This is a genomic window from Natrinema thermotolerans, from assembly GCF_031165565.1.
In the GTDB taxonomy this organism is placed as follows: Archaea; Halobacteriota; Halobacteria; order Halobacteriales; family Natrialbaceae; genus Natrinema; species Natrinema thermotolerans.
Genome location: NZ_CP101873.1, coordinates 547,947 through 566,444 on the forward strand (window position 1 = coordinate 547,947; position 18,498 = coordinate 566,444).

Sequence of the window (18,498 nt, forward strand, 5' to 3'; positions counted from 1 at the left end):
GGAAGGGTGGGCCACGCATTCTCGCCCCACTTGAAGACCCCTCATTAGCGGGATTCTGGCGGTAGCGTCCCCAACGCGTGGGAACAGGCGGACCGGGTTAAAGAATCGAGTAGCAACGCCGTCATGTATGCTATCGAAACGCTCCGCCACACGAGGTGGTCGACGATGAGTCTCTCGCGTCGCGATTTCCTGGCGGCTGCCGGGACGGGGACGGTCGGTGCCCTGCTCGGCTCCGCGTGGGGAGCGACCCAATCCGTCGACACCATCACACAGGTCGACAACCCGCTCAAGGCCTATCCCAACCGTGACTGGGAGGAGGTCTACCACGACATCTACGAGTACGATTCGGTCGATTGGACCGTCTGCCACCCCAACTGTACGCAGTCGTGTGCCCTGAACTTCTACATGAAAAACGGGGTCCCGATCAGAGCCGAACAGATCTATCACGAGGAGGAGGGCAGCCCCGGTCCGGGCGGCCCCGGCGGCTACGAGGAGGCGGGGGTCACCCGCCACTGGAACCCGCGCGGTTGCATGAAAGGACTGACGCTGCACCGCCGGACGTTCGAGCCCAGCCGGATCAAGTATCCCATGGTCCGCAAGGGGTGGAGTCCCGACGACCCCAACCCCGAGGGTCGCGGCGAGGACGAGTTCGAGCGCGTCTCCTGGGACGAAGCGATCGACCTGATCGCCGAGAAGATGGCGAGTCTGGAAGACGAGAAGCGGTTCCACATCTTCAACGCGATCAAGTCCGACGGGCTGATCACCCGCCACGGGGCCGGCCGGCGGCTCGCTTCGGTTTTCGGCGGCTGCGAGTGGACCGAGTACGACTGGTACGCCGACCTGCCGCCGGGTCACGTCATCACGACGGGCTATCAGACCAGCGACGCCGACGCGTCGGCCTGGCGGGCCGCCGACTACACGATCATGCAGGGGAAGAACCTGATCCACAACAAGCTCGCGGACAACCACTTCCTCCAGGAGACCCGCGAGCGCGGCGGCAAGATGGTCGGCGTCTACCCCGACTACTCGCCGACGGTCCAGAAGTGCGACCGCTGGCTCCCCGTCCGCCCGGGCAGCGACCCCGCCTTTGCCCTGGGCGTGGCCCACGTCATCATCGACGAGGAACTCTACGACGAGGAGTTCATGCGGAAGTTCACGACCCTGCCGCTGTTGATCCGGCAGGACGACGGGAAGTACCTTCGCGCCCACGAGGTCTTCGAGGACCACGAGCCGCCCGCCGAGGACAGCGAGCAGCGCCACGAGGAAAACGACTGGGGCGACTTCGTCGCCCTCGACGAGAACGGCGATCCCGTCCCCGTCACCCGCGAGGAGGTCGGCGAGGAGACGCCCGCGACTCCCCAACTCGAGGTCGACACCGACCTCGAGCTGGCAAACGGCGAGTCGGTCGGCGTCCACACCGACTTCGTCCGCCAGAAGTCGAACATCCTCGAGAACTACGATCCGGAGACGGTCGAGGAGATCACGACGATCCCGGCCGACGGGCTCCGGAAGACCGCCCGCGAGTTCGCCGACGCCGAGAAGGCCCAGTGGTTCACCGGTGAGGGGATCAACCACTGGTTCCACTCCAACGACTCGCTCCAGCGGACGATCTTCTTCATCCAGTCGATGCTTGGTAACATCGGCGAGCGCGGGGCCGGCTACTACAACTACTCCGGCCAGTACAAGATCGAGCTGCTGGACGGCTACCCCGAGTACGTCAACCCCGACGGCAACGCGGCCCACGGGATGTATCCCGGCTACGCGTTCGCGTTCTTCGGGGGCGAACAGCTCGACGCCCACGAGATCCGCGGGGACTTCGACCGCGAACTCGACCTCGTCCCACAGGGCGACGCCGAGGAGCCAGTGATGCCGACGAACGCGGAGTCGTACACGATGTCGAAGCCGACGATCCTGTGGACGATGAACTGCAACCTCCTGAACCAGACCAAACATCAGGAGCACGTCATCGAGAACTTCGTCAAACATCCGGACACGAGCAACGAGCTCTCGATCGTCTCGGACATGCACATGACCTACTCCGCGCGCCACGCGGACATCGTGCTCCCGGTCCCCTCCTGGCTCGAGTGTGAGTATCCGGACATCACGGTCGGGCCGGAGAACCCCTTCATCCACATGGACCACGGGGTCATGGACCCGATCTACGACACGAAACAGGACGGCGAGGCCGTCGCGATGGTCGCGGAGAAGTTAGACGAGAAGATCCCGCCCGAAGAGCGCAACGTCGACTCCTACCGGGCGTACTTCGAGAAGTTCCTCGACGACGACGAGGACGTCCGCGACTACATCCAGGAGACGCTGGACGCGGGGATGACGACCCGCGACATCGACGTCGAGGACATCGAGGACGGCCCCGAGCGGCTCCAGCTGAAGACGTATCCGCGGATCCCGTTCTACTCCCAGATCAACGAGGACCGGCCGTTCTACACCAAGACCGGCCGGATGGAGTTCCACAAGGAGGAGGACCGCTTCCTCGAGCTGGGCCGGGACGATCTCGACCACATCGAGAGCCCCGAAGGGACGCCCTACGGGGTGAACAAGAAGTGGGACGAGGCGAAAGACGAGGAGAACCCGCTGTATCACGACGAGGAGTACCAGTTCTACTACAACACGCCCCACCCGAAGTACCGGACCCACTCCTCGTGGGGGATGACCGACTGGAACCTGATCTGGTCGTCGCGTGACTTCGGCTCGACGAACGCCGATCCCGAGGGGACCGAGCGGCTAGTTGATGACTTCTCGTTCCCGCAGGGCGAGGGCGAGACCGAGGAGACCCCGCCGCTTGGCGAGGCGTTCGTCGAGATGCACCCCGAGGACGCCGCGGACATCGACGTCGAGAACGGCGATTACGTCCGGATCACCGGCAAGCGCGGCGACCTCGTCGTGCGCGTGATGGTCAGCGAGCGCCAGCGCCCCCGCTCGGCCGGCGACATGGGCCAGCTGACCATCTGGCACGGCTGGTGGCCCCAGCACTTCCCCGACGACGAGGAGCAAGGCGACGGCGTCAAGGGATACAACGTGACGACCAATATCTGGCTCGACCCGGCCCAGGAGACCGACGACCTCGTCCACAAGTCCGTCTTCGGCGATCCGAACATCTCCGAACACGTCGAGGACGACATCGTCTGGAAGGGGGCTGAACTCGAGCACGGCTACGAGGAGACCGTCTGGGCACCGACGGGAACGAACCGCGACGACCTCGTGGAAGTCGAGAAATACGAGGAGGCGGACTGGTGGCCCGGCGACGCGCGGAAAGACGAACTGTTCCAGGACTACGTGAGCGGATCGCTGCAGGGAGGTGACAGCTGATGCCGGAGACCTACAACCCACAACTCGGCCGCGAGCACAGCTACCCCTACGAACACCGCGAAGAGGAACGCGACTGGCACTGGGGGATGATCATCAACATCAACCGGTGTATCAACTGCAACACCTGCTCCTTTGCCTGCAAGTCCACCTGGACGAGCGGGGAGGGCGAGGAGTACATGTGGTGGATGAACGTCGAGACCGAGCCCTACGGCGGCTACCCGATGGGGTGGGACATGCGCCTGCTCGACGACTTAGGCGAGAACGAGACCATCTTCGAAGCCGCCGAGGACGGCGAGGCGGCCAAGGGCTACATCGCCCAGAAGGAAGAATGGGAGTACCCCGCCCTGGGCGACGACCAGGTCCACGGCGAGTACCCCACCGGCGACGTCGTCGAGAGCGACCTCGAGGAAGACGAGTACCACGACATGTGGCAGTTCTACCTGCCGCGGCTCTGTAACCACTGCAAGAACCCCGCCTGTCTGGCTGCGTGTCCGCGCAAGGCGATCTACAAGCGCGAGGAGGACGGGATCGTCCTGCTCGACCAGGAGCGGTGTCGGGGCTACCGCAAGTGCGTGAAGTCCTGTCCGTACCACAAGCCGATGTACAACCCCGAGACGGGCGTCTCGGAGAAGCCGGTCGGCTGTTTCCCCCGTATCGAGGAGGGCAACGTCCCCCGCTGTGTCTCCTCGTGTATCGGGAAGACGCGCCTGCACGGCAACATCAACCGCGGTCCCGACGCCGGCCACCCAGGCGGAAACACGTCGGCGGCGGCCGGCCGGAGCCCGGTCAACTACCTCGCGAAGAGCGACGAGAAGATCGCGCTCCCGCTGTACCCGCAGTTCGGGACCCGGCCGCAGGTGTTCTACATGCCGCCCTACCACGTGCCGCCGGAGTTCCTCACCCAGATGTTCACGCCCAACACCGAGGACAAGCAAAACGAGTGGCCAGGCAGCACCTTCGAAGAGTCGGTCAAGATCGTCCAGGATCGGGTCCGCAACCCGAGCCACCACACCCTCGGCATCCTCCAACTGTTCGGCGCGACCACCCGCCTCATCGAGACCTACACCGTCAAAGAACACCGCGTGAAGGGGTGGGACCGCAAGGGGAACAAGGTCGTCGACATCCCCTTCGAGGAGGAGATGGAGGTCCGCGAGGGCGAGATGTGGACTAACCAGCCATAGACCAATGACACCGAACGACACACCCGATTCCGAGTACCACGCCGCGCGGGCCACCCTCTACTGTGGCGCTGCCGCGGCGTTTACCTATCCGAGCGAGGAGACAGTCAGCGAACTACTCGATCCCGCGGCCCGCGAGGGGATCGAACGCGCCGCCGAGACCGTCGGCGTCACCGAGGAGGCGATCACGCTGCTCGAGGCCCTCGAGGAAACGGGCCTCGAGGACTTGCAGGTGGCCTACAACAACCTGTTCGGCCTCCCGAGCGACGACGGCACGTACGCGGTGATCCCCTACGAAGCCCACTACACGACCCGTGACGAGATCAGCAGCGAGCAGCGCCGGATCGCGACCGTCGTCGGGCTGCTGGAGGAGTTCGGCCTCGAACCCAGCGACGACTTCGCCGAGCGACAGGACCACGTCGCCGCCGAACTCGAGTTGGCGCAGGTTCTGGCCGGCCAGCGAGCGGTGGCGCTCGAGTCGGACGAGCCGGTCGCGGCCGAGCGGGTCGCGAAGGCCGAGGCGACGGTGCTTGCCGATCACCTCGTCGAGTTCGTCCCGGCGCTGGCACATGACCTGCGGCAGGCGACCGACGAGGACGCCTACGTCGCCGCGGCGGACCTCGTCGAGGAGCTGGTGACCTACGACAACGGGCAACATCCCGAGCCGACCGTCTCGGCGGAGGCGGCGAGCGGAGGTGAGGCTCCGTGAGCGACCGCACCGAGATCGGGCCGATCTCGATCGAACACGACGCTGCACGCGGCGCGACGAAGCTGGCCGCGGTCGTGCTGTGTCTCGTGCTGGTCGTTCAGGTCGCGGTCGTCGCGGTCCTGACGATCGGCCCGCAGCCGATGGACTCGGTGGACTCGGTGCCCGCGGAGCCCGACGCCGACGCGTGGGACGATGCTGACACCGAGACGCTGTCGCTCGACGCCCAGCAGATGGCGACCCCCTACGGCGGCGGGAGCATCGACGAAGTTGACGTCCAAGCCGTCACGAACGACACGCACGTCGCCTTCCGTCTGGAGTGGGAGGACCCGACCGAGGACACCGAGATCAACGAGCCCAACGCCTACAGCGACGCCGCGGCGGTCATGCTCCGCAGCGGGAGCGAGCCGCCGATCGTCATGGGCGCGAACGGCGACCCGGTCAACATCTGGTACTGGCGCTCGAGCTGGCAGTTCTCGGAGTCCGATCCGGGCGGCGACATGTACGCGTATCCGCATCCGGACGACCGGACGAAGCCGGGACAGGCGGCGGGGAACCCGCTCTCACAGTCGAGCTACACCCGATACGGGCAAAACTACTACGCGACCGGGTACGGCTCGCTGACCCACGCGGAGACCCAGCCCGTCTCGGCCAACGGCGAGCGGACCGACGACGGCTGGGCGGTCGTGTTCCAGCGCGAACACGACGCCAGCGGTGAGTACGACGCCGAGTTCGAGGACAGCGAACAGATGTATCTCACCTACGCCGTCTGGAACGGCAGCGCGGATGAGGCGAACGGCCAGAAGTCGCTGTCGTACCAGTACCTGACGCTGGATACCGACGACGGCACGCTCAGTGCGGCCGACGACGAGAGCGACGACGGCGACACCGACGCGAGCGACGGCGGTGCGGTGGCCAGCGTGACCGAGACGGCCGGCTGGCTTGCCAGTTCCGCGACTAACTGGCCCGCCGTGACGCTGCTCGCGACGGTCGCCGCGTGGCTCGTCAGCTACTGGAGGCTCCGAAAATGACCGACTACGCGAACCGAAGTGCCCGCGGCCGGGCACCCGACGACGACGAGGCAACGCTTCGAAACCGGCTCGAGTCCGATCGGGAACGCGATCGCCGACGCGGGGCGCTCGGGCTGGTCGATCCGGCCGCCGACGGCGGGCTGGCACCGGCGACCATCGGAGCGCTGGCCGAGCGGGCGACCGGCGACAGCTCCGAGGACGTCCGACAGTTCGCCGTCGAAGCCCTCGGGTTGGCCGCCAGTTCGGGCGACGCCGAGCCGGCCCGCGAGGCGATCCGGGCGGCGCTTTCCGACGACCACGAGTGGGTTCGCTCCGAGGCCGTCGTAGCACAGTCGCGGGCCGAACCCGGCAACGAAGAGCCGCTTCGGACGGCCCTCGAGGACGACAGCGGCTGGGTACGGCGCAACGCCGTCATCGCCCTCTCGAAGACCGGGGCGGCCTCCCAGGAGCTGTTGATCGAACGGATCAAGAACGATCCCCACTCCGGCGTCCGGGAGTACGCGGCCGACTACCTGCGGGAGTACGCCGACGAGATCGAAGACGCGGTCCGGATCCTCGCGGCCGTCCTGGCCCGCGATCCGGAGGCGTTCGTCCGCGCCAAGGCCGCGACCAGCCTCGGGGATCTCGGCACCGACCGCGCCGAGGCAGTCCTCGAGCGCCACGGACTGAACGACCGCAGCGACGACGTCCGTCGGTCGGCAAAGCGGGCGCTCGCGACGGCCCGCGGCGTCGACCCCGACCAGATCGATGCCGGACTCGAGGACGGCGCCGCGCCCGGCGGCGGGCCGGGCTCCCGACGGGAGCAACAGGGCCCCGGCCCGAGTCGGGGGCCGGCCGGCTCGATCGACGGCCTGACACAGGGACAGCGTGATCGACGATGACCTACGAACTCGACAGCACACCCACGGGCGAGGAACCGCACGCGACCACCGACTCGGAGTCGGCCCACGATGACGACGGCTGTACGACCGACGGCAGCGCCGCCGGCGGTCTCGAGGAGTCACTCGGCGTGACGATCCCCGACGACCACGTCGGCGCGTTCGTCGCGCAGGCGTTCGAAGACGTCGAGCGCTCGACCGAGTGGGAGGAAGCGATCGATTCCGTCGTCGCCGACGAGGCCCGCGACGCCTGGAACCGACTCGAGCCGCGGAAACAGGTGATCGAGCTGCTGAAGATGGCCGATCAGTTCGATCGGAAAGCCACCGCGCTGCTCGAGGAGATCCCGCTGGATCGGGGTGGCCTCGACGACGACCTGCGCGAGCAGTTCGACGACGCAAAGCGGCTGCGTCGCAACGCCGACGTCGTCCGGGACGGCATCGCGGCGGGCTACGCGGAGGGCCGAGTGAGCGACGACGAGTTGGTCGACGCCGTCGAGACCTTCGAGTTCGATACGGCGGCGATCGCCGAGCGCGAGGACGCGTTGGACGACGTCGCGAACGCGTACAACCTCGATTTCCGCCCCTACGGCGGGACCCTGATGAACGAGCGCGACCCCGACGACGACGCAGAAGAGTTCGAGGCCTGGTAACATGGCAAAAGACGATATCGTTCCCGACGAGGTACCGACCCACGACCTCGCGGCCCGCGTCCGCGAGGGGCTGCGCGCCGTCGACGACCCGGATCTGGGGACCGACGTCCTCGAGTCCGGGCTGGTGATCGACGTCTCGGCCGAGGGCGGGGCCGTCCGGATCGCCGCCGATCTCGCGGGGTTCGACGAGCCGACGGCCGAGGACGTGACCGAGGCAATGCGCCGGCGGGCGCTGTCGACGCCCGGTGTCGAGCGGGCGACCGTCGAGGGTGAGTCGACTGGCGCGGCAGACGACGACATCAACGGCGCGGCCGGCGTCGACACCGTGATCGCCGTCGCCAGCGCCAAGGGCGGCGTCGGCAAGACGACGGTCTCGACCCAGCTCGCCCGGGCACTGGCCGCCGATCCCGACCGCGACGTCGGGATCTTCGACGCCGATCTCTACGGGCCGAACGTCCCGGAACTACTGGACCTCGAGGGGCCGGTGTCGGCCAACGCGGACGGCGACGCCGAGCCGATCGAGGCCGGTGACCTCACCGCGATGAGCGTCGGGCTGATCGCCAACGACGAGCCGCTGGCCTGGCGGGGCGCGATGGCCCACGAGGCCGTCAGCGAACTGTTCGAGGACACCGCGTGGGGAGACCTCGATACGCTCGTGATCGACCTCCCGCCGGGGACCGGCGACATCGTCCTGACGGCGCTGCAGTCGCTGCCGATCGACGGCGCAGTGCTTGTGAGTACCCCACATCCGACGAGCGTCGGCGACACGTCCCGCAGCGCCACGCTGTTCGAGGAGAACGGCGTCCCGCTGCTGGGTACGGTCGTCAACATGCGCGGGTTCAGCTGCGAGTGCGGCCGCGAACACGACCTCTTCCCCGAGGCCGACGTCGAAGCGGCACTCGACCAGCCCGTGCTGTGTGACTTCCCCTTCGACGAACGGGTCCGCGAGTTCGGCGACGACGTGCCGCCGGAGGCCCACGAGCTGTCCGCGGCCGTCGACGAGCGACTCGAGGCGGTCGGGGACCTCTCGGTGCCCGACCACGCACTGGACCTGCGCGGGCTGCCAAAGCGGATCCGCCACGAGCAGGCCACCGAGGAGTTCCGCGCGACCGAGCCGGGCGAGACGTTCTACCTGATCAACGACCACGACCCGTCGCCGCTCGCCAACGAACTCGTCTCGGCGGTCGACCGGGAGGGCGCGCCCGGCGACGCCTTCGCGGAGTATCAGGTCCGCAGGCAGGCACCCGACGAGTGGGTGATGGCCGTCGCCCGGTAGCCGAGTCTGGCGTCGCTTCGGCGGCGGTCCGAACGGGGCTTGTACCTTCATCCGGAACGGATCCGTATGAGTCAGGACTCGAGACTGCGAGTCGTCTGTCTGGCGGGCCCGAGCGACGCGGGGAAGACCTCGCTCGTCGAGCGACTGGTCCCGCGACTGGCCGCTGACGGCCGCGTCGCGACGGTCAAGTCGATCCACCACGACATCGAGATCGATACCCCAGGAACCGACACCCACCGCCACCGGAGCGCCGGTGCCGAAACCGTCGTCGGGGTCACGCCCGAACTCACCTTCGACATCACGGCCCGCGGGAAGCGGAACCCGCCCGAGCCGACCGTCGACGAACCGCTGCTCGAGACCGACGACCCCGAACTGCGGGCGCTCTCGCGGACCCTCGAGCGCCTCGCCGATCGGGGCTACGACACCGTGATCGTGGAGGGCTTCGCCGACGCATCGGTCCCGACGATCCTCGTCGGCGATCGCGGCCCGGAAGCGGTCGGCGGATCCGTCATCGGTCGCGGAGACGACCCGATCGACGACCTCCTCGAGTCGATCCGCTCGCTCGAGGGGCACACAGTACCGGCGGGCGGCGGACGAACGGACGAGTCGGCGGACTGACTGAGGCCGGCCGGTCGGCTCGCCGACTCGATGGGGCGGTCAGAGCCGGCAGGTCCGGTAGTCGCCGTCCGCCCCGCCGGCATCGCGTAACCATATTCAATTGCTTTCCCACGGAATAGGAATGGAAACCAGTTTTCTTTGTACGGCCGTTCGAAGGGAACGCATGCGCAGTCACGACGGCAACGGGACGGACCCGACGAGCCGTCGGGAGCTACTCGCTACGGCCGGCGGCCTGACGGCGGGACTGGTCGGGACGGCGGGCTGTCTCGGTGCCACCGACGAGGTCCGTGTCCTCGCCGCCGGCAGCCTGGCCAGCGCGTTCGAGAACGGGGTCGGACCGACCTTCGAGTCCGACGCCGAGTTCGGCTACGCGGGCGAGTACTACGGGACCAACGCCGTGTTACGGCTGGTCGCCGACGGGACGAAGTATCCCGACGTCGTGATCGGGGCCGACGCCGCCCTCCTCCGGGATCGGCTCTATCCCGATCACGCCGACTGGGACGTGACGTTCGCGGCCAACGAAGTCGTCATCGCGTACGCCCCGGAGACCGCGCTGGGCGAGCGCCTCGCGGCCGGCGAGCCGTGGTACGACGTCTTCGCCGACGCTGACGAGGGCGAGATCGCGATCAGCGACCCCGACGTCGACCCGCTTGGCTACCGGGCGCTGCTCCTGTTCGAACTCGCCGAGCGCGAACACGGCCTCGAGGGGTTCCGGACGGCGATGGCCGACCGCGTCGCCCACGTCGCCGACGAACCCAGACTGCTCGCCGGACTCGAGAACGGCGACCGGGCCTGTGTCGTCGCCTACCGCAACATGGCGGTCGAGCGCGACGCGGCCGTGCGGCGGCTGGATGACGCCTACAACTTCGGGAGCCGCGCGAACGCCGACCGGTACGCGCGGGCGAGTTACACCACCGAACGCGGCCACACCGTCACGGGGTCGCCCGTCGTCTACAACGCGACGATCCCGGCCGATGCCGACGATCCGGACGCCGGTCGGGCGTTCGTCTCCTTCCTGCTCGAAAACGAGGGCCTGCTGACCGATCACGGGCTGCGGGTGGATGATGCCATCCCTCGGTTCCACGGCGATCCACCGGAGGGGATCGCGCCGTGACCCCCCCGAGCCGCGAGCCCGAACAGGTGTCGGGCCCCGATCGCAGTCACGAGGACACCTCGGACCGCGGGCCCGAGCGCGCGTCGGACGCCGACTCCGAGCGCCGACCCGACTCGAGCGGCGGCCGCGGCTGGTTCGGCGTCGATCGACCGTGGACTCCCGGCGGACTGGCAGTCCCCGCGTTGCTCGGGACGGTGTTGCTCGCGTACTTCGTCGTCCCCTTCGCGGCCTTTCTGTTCCGGAGCCGGCGAGTCGACGTCGTCGCCGGGCTCGCCGATCCCGCGGTCCGCGATGCGATCGCGACGTCGCTGCTGACGGCACCGGTCTCGACGGCCGTCGCGACCGCCTTCGGCGTGCCGCTGGCCTACGTCCTCTCGCGGGCCTCGTTCCGCGGGAAGCGACTGGTCGAGGCGCTGGTCCTGTTGCCGCTGGTCGTCCCGCCGATCGTCGGCGGTGTCATGCTGTTGACCGTCGTCGGCCGTTACACGCCGATCGGGGCCGCGGCGGCGGCGATCGGAGTGCCACTGACCGGCAGCGCCGCCGGCGTCGTCCTCGCCCAGACGTTCGTCGCCGCGCCGTTTCTGGTCGTCACCGCCCGCGCCGGCTTCGACGGGGTCGACCCCCGGCTCGAGGAGGCCTCGCGGACGATGGGCTACGGCCGACTGCGGACGATACGACTGGTCTCGCTGCCGCTTGCCCGCAACGCCATCGCCGCCGGGATCGTCCTGACGTTCGTCCGGGCGATCGGCGAGTTCGGCGCGACGATGATGGTCGCGTACACGCCGCGGACGATGCCGACCCGGATCCGCGTCGCCTTCATCGCTCGCGGGATCGACGCCATCGTCCCGATCGCGATCGCCTTGCTCGCGATCGCCGTGGTCGTCGTCGTGGCCGTTCAGTTGCTGGTCGGCACCCCTCGTCGGGGCTGATCGGCGGCGGTGGCGGCGCTCTCGACGAATCCGAACGAAAACAAATCAGATCGCGTGTCATTCGCTCTAACCGGTTCTAAGTGCTTTGGAAGTGGGGTTATGGACATCGTCGCTGTACGGAGAAACGAGACTCATGACATCCATCGCAGACATCGAGATCCCGGCCGACGGCACCGGAACCGGTCAGCTGTTCGAGGCCGTCCCCTCCCTGACGTGTGAGATGGAGCGGGTAATCGCCTCGAGCGGGCACGGCCTCTGGCTGGCGGGGCCCTCCCAGTCCGAGATCGACGCGGCGCTCGACGAGGCCGACGCGATCGGCACCTACTCCCAGATCAGCAGCGACGAGGACCGCTGGCTCTACGACATCGAGTTCGAACCGGACACGGTCGACCCCTTCGAGATCGTCCTCGAGGAGGGGGGAACCGTCCTGAGCGCCTCGGCCTCGGACGGCACGTGGCTGCTCAGCATTCGCGTCGTCGACCGCGAGAGCGTGAGTTCGCTCTATGACCGACTCGACGACAACGACGTGACGCCGACGATCGTTCGCCTGTTCGACCTCGCGGAGGAGAGTCACTCCCAGTGTGGCCTGACGGCTCGCCAGTACGAAACGTTGGTCGCGGCCATCGATCACGGCTACTTCGAGATTCCCCGCGAGGTCTCGATGCAGGAACTCTCCGAGGAACTCGGGATCTCCCACCAGGCGCTGTCCGAACGGCTGCGCCGGGCCTACCGCGCGCTCGTCACCGCCGAACTCAACGTGACCGAGGAAGACACCGCCGCGCCGCCGATCCCCACGAACTGACGCCGCTCCGCCCGCCTCCTCCCGGCCGACTCGATGCGTGTGACCGCCAGCACCAGCGAGATCGCCGTTCGAGTGGCGACCTCGAGCGCGCGACCACCGATCCGTGCGCCTCGAGCGACGCTACACGACCGCGAACCGCCCACAGTTACTATCCGGGGGGCCCATGTGTGACGCATGCGAATCACTGACGATGACGGCGTGTTGCGACTCACGTTCGACCGACCGGACGCGCTCAACGCGATCACCGGAGAGGCGGCCGTCGAACTGGCCGACGCGATCGAGGACGCGACCCCCGCGGAGTACGACGCGATCGTCCTCACGGGCGCGGGCGATGCGTTCAGTGCCGGCGGCGACCTCGAGATGCTGGCGGAGACGCCCGACACCTCACAGGACGCCTACGAGGAAGTCACCGCGAGCTTCGGCCGCGCCGTCGAGGCGATGCTCGAGTGTCGAGTGCCGATCGTCGCGAAGGTAAACGGCGACGCGATCGGTGCCGGGCTCTCGCTCGTCGCCGTCTCCGACATCGCCTACGCGGCCGAGGACGCGACCTTCTCCTGTGCGTTCGTCAGAGTCGGGCTCGTCCCCGACACCGGTGGCACGGTCATGCTGCCCCACATCGTCGGCCTGCGGGCGGCCAAGGAACTGGCCTTCACCGGCGAGTTCTTCGACGCCGAGCGAGCGGCCGACCTCGAACTGGTCAACGAGACGGTGCCCGCCGACGAACTGGACGCTCGCGTCGCCGACACCGTCGACGCGCTCGCGGCCGGCCCGACGGAGACGATCGGACTGATGAAACAGGCCATGCACGAGAACCTCGGGCGCTCCTGGGACGACGCGCTGGACTACGAGAACCTACTGCAGGCCCAGGCCCGGACGTCCGAGGCCCACGAGGAGGGCGTCGCCGCCCTTCTCGAGGACAGGGAGCCGGAGTTCTAACCCGCCCGAAGGCGGCTGCGGACCGGTTCCGTGCCTCGAACTGACCGCAAGCACCCGCAAGCACCACCGCCTTGCCCGAATCGACCGTCAACCGAACCGCAATGTCCCCACAGTTTACCGACGACGACGTCGGCAAGGACGTCGTCAACGACGCGGGCGACGAGGTCGGCATGGTCGTCGACGTCGACCACGGCACGGCCCACGTCGAACCCGACCCCGGCATCACGGACTCGATCAAGGCGGCGCTCGGCTGGACCGACAGCGGCGAGGATACCTACCCGCTGCAGGAAGCCGCGGTCGGTCACGTTACCGACGACGCGATCCACCTCGAGGGCGACCGCTCGAGCGGTCGCTCGGCCGGGACGGGCGGCACCACCGACACGGATCCCGACGTCGGGATGACGGATACCGGAACGGGCGATGCCGACACGGACACCGGGACAGGTGAAACCGAACCCCACTCGAGAACCGGTGGTTCCGGGACGGAGAGCGACCGCGGCATCGATCGGGACGAGGACGACATCAGCGGGGCCGACGACGAAGGGGCGGTCCGTCGCGACGAGGACGACCCGCTCATGGACGACGATGACGATGACGGGCTGATCGACGACGACGATGACGACCGCACCAGCAGCACCCGCTAATATCGGTCCGCGTTCCGCCCGCCCACGAAGCCGGCCGTCTATCGGACGGTAATGACGACGAGCGTTTTCTCTTCAGTCGTTCGACAGCGTCGCTCTCGAGTATGACTCACCACTGCCGGGTGCCCGCGGCCGTTCCGCGAGCCACGAGCCGCGAGTTCTCACGCCGGCGGGGAACTCACTCCTCTTCCGGCGGCTCGTCGGTAGCCGCCCGCTCGGTCGGCGGCCGGGGCTGGTCGGGCGGCACGTCCGTGTCCGCCATCCCGCGTCGCTCCGACGACCGATCCGGTTCGGTCCCCTCGCCGTGATCGATACCGCCCTGCTCACGCTCGCCCTGATCGGTGTCGGCCCGTCGTGCGTACTGATCCCGAATCCGACCCTGCTCGGTCCGTCCCGGTCCCGGCCCCGACTGTCCGCCCTCCGTCGGTCGGTCGCCCGCTCGAGCGGCGTGTGATCGATCGCCGCCCGCCATCGACTCGCCGGACTGGCCGTGTCCCCGCTGTGAGTCGGCCGTCGGTCGTCGCTGCGGTTCTCGCGGCTGTCCCTGCGGTCCCCGGTCGGTCCCGGTCGACGACCGACCCCGCTGGGACTCCTGTGGGTCCCCGGTTTCGCCCCCCTGTGGCCGCCCCTCGGTCACTCGAGAGCCCTCCGACGGCGACGGATTCGGCGCGGCCGACAGGGGCCGCTGCTGGTACTCGGCCGTCCCCGTCGATTCGCCGCCGTATTCCTGTGGCGTGACCCATTCCCCGGTCTCGGGATATGCCTCGCCGGGTCGGGCGGACTGCTGGGGCCACTGTGACTGGGAGTGACCGCTTGAGGCCTGTCGGCCGCGTTGCTGTTGGTTCGATTGCTGTCCGGCCATCGACTGGAACGGGCGTTGCTGGCCGCTCATGGGCTGTTGGGGCGACCGTTGCCCGCCGGTGGGCTGCCGGTCAGTCGGCGGTCGGTTGCCTCCCATCGACCGGTGCTGGCCGGTCGATTGGCGTCCGCCCATCGACTGCTGACTCGGCTGTGGCTGCTCGCCTATCGACTGGTTGGTCGGCCGCTGGCGTCGCTCCATCGTCCCGCCGCGTTCGCCGCCTCCCTGCTGGCCCTGATACGCCTGCCCGCTCGAGTACCCCGTGCCGGCGACGCCGGGGGTTCCGGGATGGGTGACCGCCCGGGTTCCCGCTTCCATCGCGTCTTCCATCTCCGGCACGATCGCCTCCATTCCCTCGAGATAGCGCTCCATCATCGAGGCGGTGAACTGCGGCCCCGGCGCGCTCTCGAACATCGACTGGGTCATCTCCATCCCCTGTCGCTGGGCGCTTTCACCCCACTCGAGGGCACTCAGTGTCATCTCCGCCATGTTCCGCTGGAGGTCGATCAACCGCTCCATGGTCTGTTGACTCCGTTCGATCGTCGACTCCGCCATCCGCTCCCTATCCGTGGATTGCTGGCTCTGGTGGTCTCTCATCGTATGCACCTGAGGACGCGGTTACCGTCGGCGCTCCTCGGTCACGGGAGAGCGCGACCGAGACGCAGATAAAGACCGGCGTCGGTTCCGATCCGAAGCCCGACCCCAATCGCTCGTAACTCCGAAAACCGGGCGACCGGCGACGCGAGCGCGAACAACCGGCAGACGACCGGGAGACGATACCGGTGAGACGTAATCACTCACAACGTCGCTGGACGGACGCGTAATCGTCTGTTGGAGCGGAGAAGTAGGAGCTGCGACGGGAACCGCCGGACTCGAGCGGAGTCGCCGGTTACGCGTCCGGATCGCCGGGTTCGCCGTGGGTCACGCCCTCACGTTCGTCGGCCTGCATCCGGCGCAACGCGGCGCGGCCCTTGCTCGCGTCGTAGCCGAAGAAGACTCCCTCGGCGTACTCCTCGGCGACCTCGAGAGCGTGAATCAGGTTCTCGACGTCGACGTTTACGGCGTACAACTCGATATTAAAGGGCGTCTCGAGGGCGCTCTCGAACCCCTTCGCGATCGTCTCGAGCCAGTAGGTCGTCCCGTAGGCGGTGTCGTACAGCGGGACGACGAACTCGTCGACGTGTTCGGCGACGGCCTCGAGGTCGATGCCGGCGCGCTCGTAGAGGTGGCCGGGATAGGGATCGGGATACAGCGTCATGTAGACGGTCCCGGGGATGCGGTCGGCGGCTTCGGCGACGAAATCCGTGATGACGCTCGCCCGCCAGTCCATGCGGTCGTCGTACTCGCTTTCGGCGAATGCCTGCTCGCAGACGCCACACCGGCAGTACTCCGCGCGAGGAAAGCCGATGTCGTCGAGGCGGACGTCCTCGTTTTCGGCGACGCAGTCGTCGATGACCTCGAACAGGCCCTGCCGGTAGTCCTTACGGGAGGGACAGATATACGCCCAGTCGAAATAGGACCGTTCGCGGTCGGCCGGCCGACCCATGTCGTCGACGGGGACCAGCGACGGGTCGGCGTCGGCGGCGGCGTTGTCGCCGAAACACGAGACCATGTTCACCCCGTCTTCGATCGGTTCGGCGGACCGGCCGGTCACGTCCTTGACTTCGTAGAAGCCGCGGTCGAACTCCGGCCACCGTACTTCCTCGGCGTTACGGGTGACGACGCCGTACATACCTCAGTGTCCGGCCCCGCACCCGTAAGCCGTTCGGAATCGAGCGCTATTCTTCGGTCGGTTCGTAGTCGACTTCGACCTCTGAGGAGCCGCCGAAGGCGACCTTGTAGAGGACGGCGATGACGAACAGGGCGAGTACGACTTTGACGGTACGTGACATGTACAGGGGAGAATACGCCCGGCGAATACTTAGGTATTCTGGATAGTGATCCGGACGTGAAAATCCGACGCCGAGCGGGCGGCGGTTACGTCTCGATCAGCGAGGCGATTTCCTCGCGGACGATCGTCTCGCAGTACGAACAGCGGACGCCGTCCTCGAGGACGGTAAACCGTGAGGTGACGGGCTCGTCGCCGGTCGTAATACAGCCGGCGTTGGGACACGAGAGGACACCTTCGACGACGTCGGGGCGTTCGACGCGGTGTTTCTCGACGACATCGTAGTCGCGGACGATGTTGATCGTCGCGTCGGGCGCGATCAGCGAGAGAACGTCGACCTCGTCCTGACTGAGTTCGCGACCCTCGACCTTGACGATGTCCTTGCGTGCGAACCGGTTGGAGGGAACGTTCATCCCGACCGAGACCTCCTCGCCGTTGGTCCCGTCGATGCCGAGTATCGCGAGGACGTTTAGTGCCTGTCCGCCACGGACGTGATCGATGACGGTCCCGTCACGGATCTTGCTGACCCGCAGTTCGTGGTCGTCGTTGCCGTCGTGGTGGTCGTGATCGTCACTCATCGGTCTCACCTCGAATCCCCCGGTCGTCGCTCAACAACAGGTCCAACAGCGCCATTCGGACCGGGACGCCGTTGTGCGCCTGGTCGAAGTAGGCCGCGTAGTCGGTGTCGTCGATCTCCGGGGCGATCTCGTCGACCCGTGGCAGCGGATGCATCACGGTCAGGTCGTCGCTTGCGGCCTCGAGGGTCTCGGCGTCGATCTGGTACTCGCCGGCGACCTTCTGGTACTCGTTCTCGTCGGGGAACCGCTCGCGTTGGATCCGGGTCACGTAGAGGACGTCCAGCGAGGGCAGGACCCCCTCGAGCGACTCGTGTTCTTTGATCCCCGTCCCGTCCTGTCGCTGGTGGAGGTCGTAGACGACCTCGCGGGGCAACTGCAGACTCTCCGGACTGATGAAGTGTTGCTGGGTCTCGAAGTTCGTCAGCGCGTGGGCCAGCGAGTGGACGGTCCGGCCGTATTTGAGATCGCCCATGATGCCGATCGTCAGGTCGTCCAGGCCGGCGTTTTCCCGGATGGTGTAGAGATCGAGCATCGTCTGGGTCGGGTGATGACCCGCGCCGTCGCCCGCGTTCAGCAGCGGCACGTCGACGAACTCGCTGGCCATCGTCGCCGCCCCCTGCTTGGGATGGCGCAGGACCAAGGCGTCGGTGTAGCCCTCGATGACACGGACGGTGTCGGCCAGCGTCTCCCCTTTCTTCACGCTCGAGGATTCGACCGAACCCATGTCGACGACGTCGCCGCCGATCCGTTTCATCGCAGTCTCGAAGCTCATCTTCGTCCGCGTACTCGGCTCGAAAAAGAGCAATCCGAGCAGCGTGTTCGCGTGGCGATCGGCGACCGCCGACGGGTCGGCGTCGATCTCGGCCGCGCGGTCGAGTACCGTCTCGATGTCCGGCCGCGAGAGTTGTTTGCTCGTGATGAGGTGATCGTGGCGCATTCGTTGTCGTTTGCGTACGCTCTCGGGACTACCTTGAATCCCGCCATTTGTCGTCGATAGCGATCGACGACTCGGCCGCAGGCGGTAGCCGCTCGATTCTGAACACGGGTGGCTCGCCAGTCGAGCCTGACCCGCAGCTGACCCGTTCGA

General features: G+C 67.5%; 17 protein-coding genes. 13 read left to right on the plus strand and 4 right to left on the minus strand.

All coding sequences use genetic code 11. The annotated features are described in order from the left end of the window. The first annotated feature begins 165 nt into the window (after positions 1 to 165). The 13 genes from NP511_RS02925 to NP511_RS02985 all read left to right on the plus strand — a co-directional run bounded on the left by NP511_RS02925 (position 166) and on the right by NP511_RS02985 (position 14,089). Positions 166 to 3,327: a molybdopterin-containing oxidoreductase family protein gene (locus NP511_RS02925; RefSeq protein WP_049964327.1), complete on the plus strand. Its 3,162-nt coding sequence runs from the start codon at positions 166 to 168 to the stop codon at positions 3,325 to 3,327. Next, positions 3,327 to 4,508, plus strand: a complete 1,182-nt coding sequence (locus NP511_RS02930) for a 4Fe-4S dicluster domain-containing protein (protein WP_006648828.1) — start codon at positions 3,327 to 3,329, stop codon at positions 4,506 to 4,508. The genes NP511_RS02925 and NP511_RS02930 overlap by 1 nt, the downstream gene beginning before the upstream one ends. Before the next feature lie 4 nt (positions 4,509 to 4,512). After that, positions 4,513 to 5,214, plus strand: coding sequence for a TorD/DmsD family molecular chaperone (locus tag NP511_RS02935; RefSeq protein WP_049964328.1), 702 nt, complete (start codon positions 4,513 to 4,515; stop codon positions 5,212 to 5,214). After that, a complete protein-coding gene (locus NP511_RS02940; protein WP_049964329.1) occupies positions 5,211 to 6,242 on the plus strand; it encodes an ethylbenzene dehydrogenase-related protein in 1,032 nt (343 codons plus the stop codon). Before NP511_RS02935 ends, NP511_RS02940 begins: the two co-directional genes overlap by 4 nt. Beyond that, positions 6,239 to 7,123, plus strand: coding sequence for a HEAT repeat domain-containing protein (locus NP511_RS02945; RefSeq protein WP_049964330.1), 885 nt, complete (start codon positions 6,239 to 6,241; stop codon positions 7,121 to 7,123). The genes NP511_RS02940 and NP511_RS02945 overlap by 4 nt, the downstream gene beginning before the upstream one ends. Then, on the plus strand, positions 7,120 to 7,770 hold the full coding sequence (locus NP511_RS02950; protein WP_049964331.1) for a hypothetical protein: 651 nt from the start codon (positions 7,120 to 7,122) through the stop codon (positions 7,768 to 7,770). Before NP511_RS02945 ends, NP511_RS02950 begins: the two co-directional genes overlap by 4 nt. A gap of 1 nt (position 7,771) precedes the next feature. Then, on the plus strand, positions 7,772 to 9,046 hold the full coding sequence (locus tag NP511_RS02955) for a P-loop NTPase (protein ID WP_049964332.1): 1,275 nt from the start codon (positions 7,772 to 7,774) through the stop codon (positions 9,044 to 9,046). Between the two features lie 66 nt (positions 9,047 to 9,112). Then, positions 9,113 to 9,664: a molybdopterin-guanine dinucleotide biosynthesis protein B gene (gene mobB / locus NP511_RS02960; RefSeq protein WP_049964333.1), complete on the plus strand. Its 552-nt coding sequence runs from the start codon at positions 9,113 to 9,115 to the stop codon at positions 9,662 to 9,664. Positions 9,665 to 9,827: 163 nt separating this feature from the next. Beyond that, entirely contained in the window at positions 9,828 to 10,778 is a 951-nt protein-coding gene (locus NP511_RS02965) for an extracellular solute-binding protein (protein WP_049964334.1), read from the plus strand. A 26-nt stretch (positions 10,779 to 10,804) separates the two neighbouring features. Further along, positions 10,805 to 11,707, plus strand: a complete 903-nt coding sequence (locus tag NP511_RS02970) for an ABC transporter permease (RefSeq protein WP_211249083.1) — start codon at positions 10,805 to 10,807, stop codon at positions 11,705 to 11,707. A gap of 133 nt (positions 11,708 to 11,840) precedes the next feature. Beyond that, a complete protein-coding gene (locus tag NP511_RS02975) occupies positions 11,841 to 12,509 on the plus strand; it encodes a helix-turn-helix domain-containing protein (protein WP_049964336.1) in 669 nt (222 codons plus the stop codon). 174 nt (positions 12,510 to 12,683) lie between these two features. Continuing rightward, on the plus strand, positions 12,684 to 13,445 hold the full coding sequence (locus NP511_RS02980) for an enoyl-CoA hydratase/isomerase family protein (RefSeq protein WP_049964337.1): 762 nt from the start codon (positions 12,684 to 12,686) through the stop codon (positions 13,443 to 13,445). Positions 13,446 to 13,546: 101 nt separating this feature from the next. Then, complete coding sequence (locus tag NP511_RS02985; RefSeq protein ID WP_049964338.1) at positions 13,547 to 14,089, plus strand: hypothetical protein; 543 nt, start codon at positions 13,547 to 13,549, stop codon at positions 14,087 to 14,089. A 175-nt stretch (positions 14,090 to 14,264) separates the two neighbouring features. Here the strand turns inward: NP511_RS02985 and NP511_RS02990 are convergent, their stop codons facing one another. The 4 genes from NP511_RS02990 to pyrB all read right to left on the minus strand — a co-directional run bounded on the left by NP511_RS02990 (position 14,265) and on the right by pyrB (position 18,348). Continuing rightward, positions 14,265 to 15,542 carry a hypothetical protein gene (locus NP511_RS02990; protein ID WP_233274295.1) on the minus strand — a complete coding sequence of 426 codons (1,278 nt, stop codon included), beginning with the start codon at positions 15,540 to 15,542 and terminating at the stop codon, positions 14,265 to 14,267. A gap of 292 nt (positions 15,543 to 15,834) precedes the next feature. After that, positions 15,835 to 16,677 (minus strand): hypothetical protein, encoded by an 843-nt coding sequence (locus NP511_RS02995; protein WP_049964340.1) that lies wholly within the window; start codon positions 16,675 to 16,677, stop codon positions 15,835 to 15,837. 245 nt (positions 16,678 to 16,922) lie between these two features. Beyond that, the gene (gene pyrI, locus NP511_RS03000; protein WP_006648842.1) at positions 16,923 to 17,411 is read right to left on the minus strand and encodes an aspartate carbamoyltransferase regulatory subunit; all 489 of its coding nucleotides are present in this window, start codon (positions 17,409 to 17,411) and stop codon (positions 16,923 to 16,925) included. Further along, positions 17,404 to 18,348 carry an aspartate carbamoyltransferase gene (gene pyrB / locus NP511_RS03005; RefSeq protein WP_049964341.1) on the minus strand — a complete coding sequence of 315 codons (945 nt, stop codon included), beginning with the start codon at positions 18,346 to 18,348 and terminating at the stop codon, positions 17,404 to 17,406. Before pyrB ends, pyrI begins: the two co-directional genes overlap by 8 nt. Positions 18,349 to 18,498: the final 150 nt, after the last annotated feature.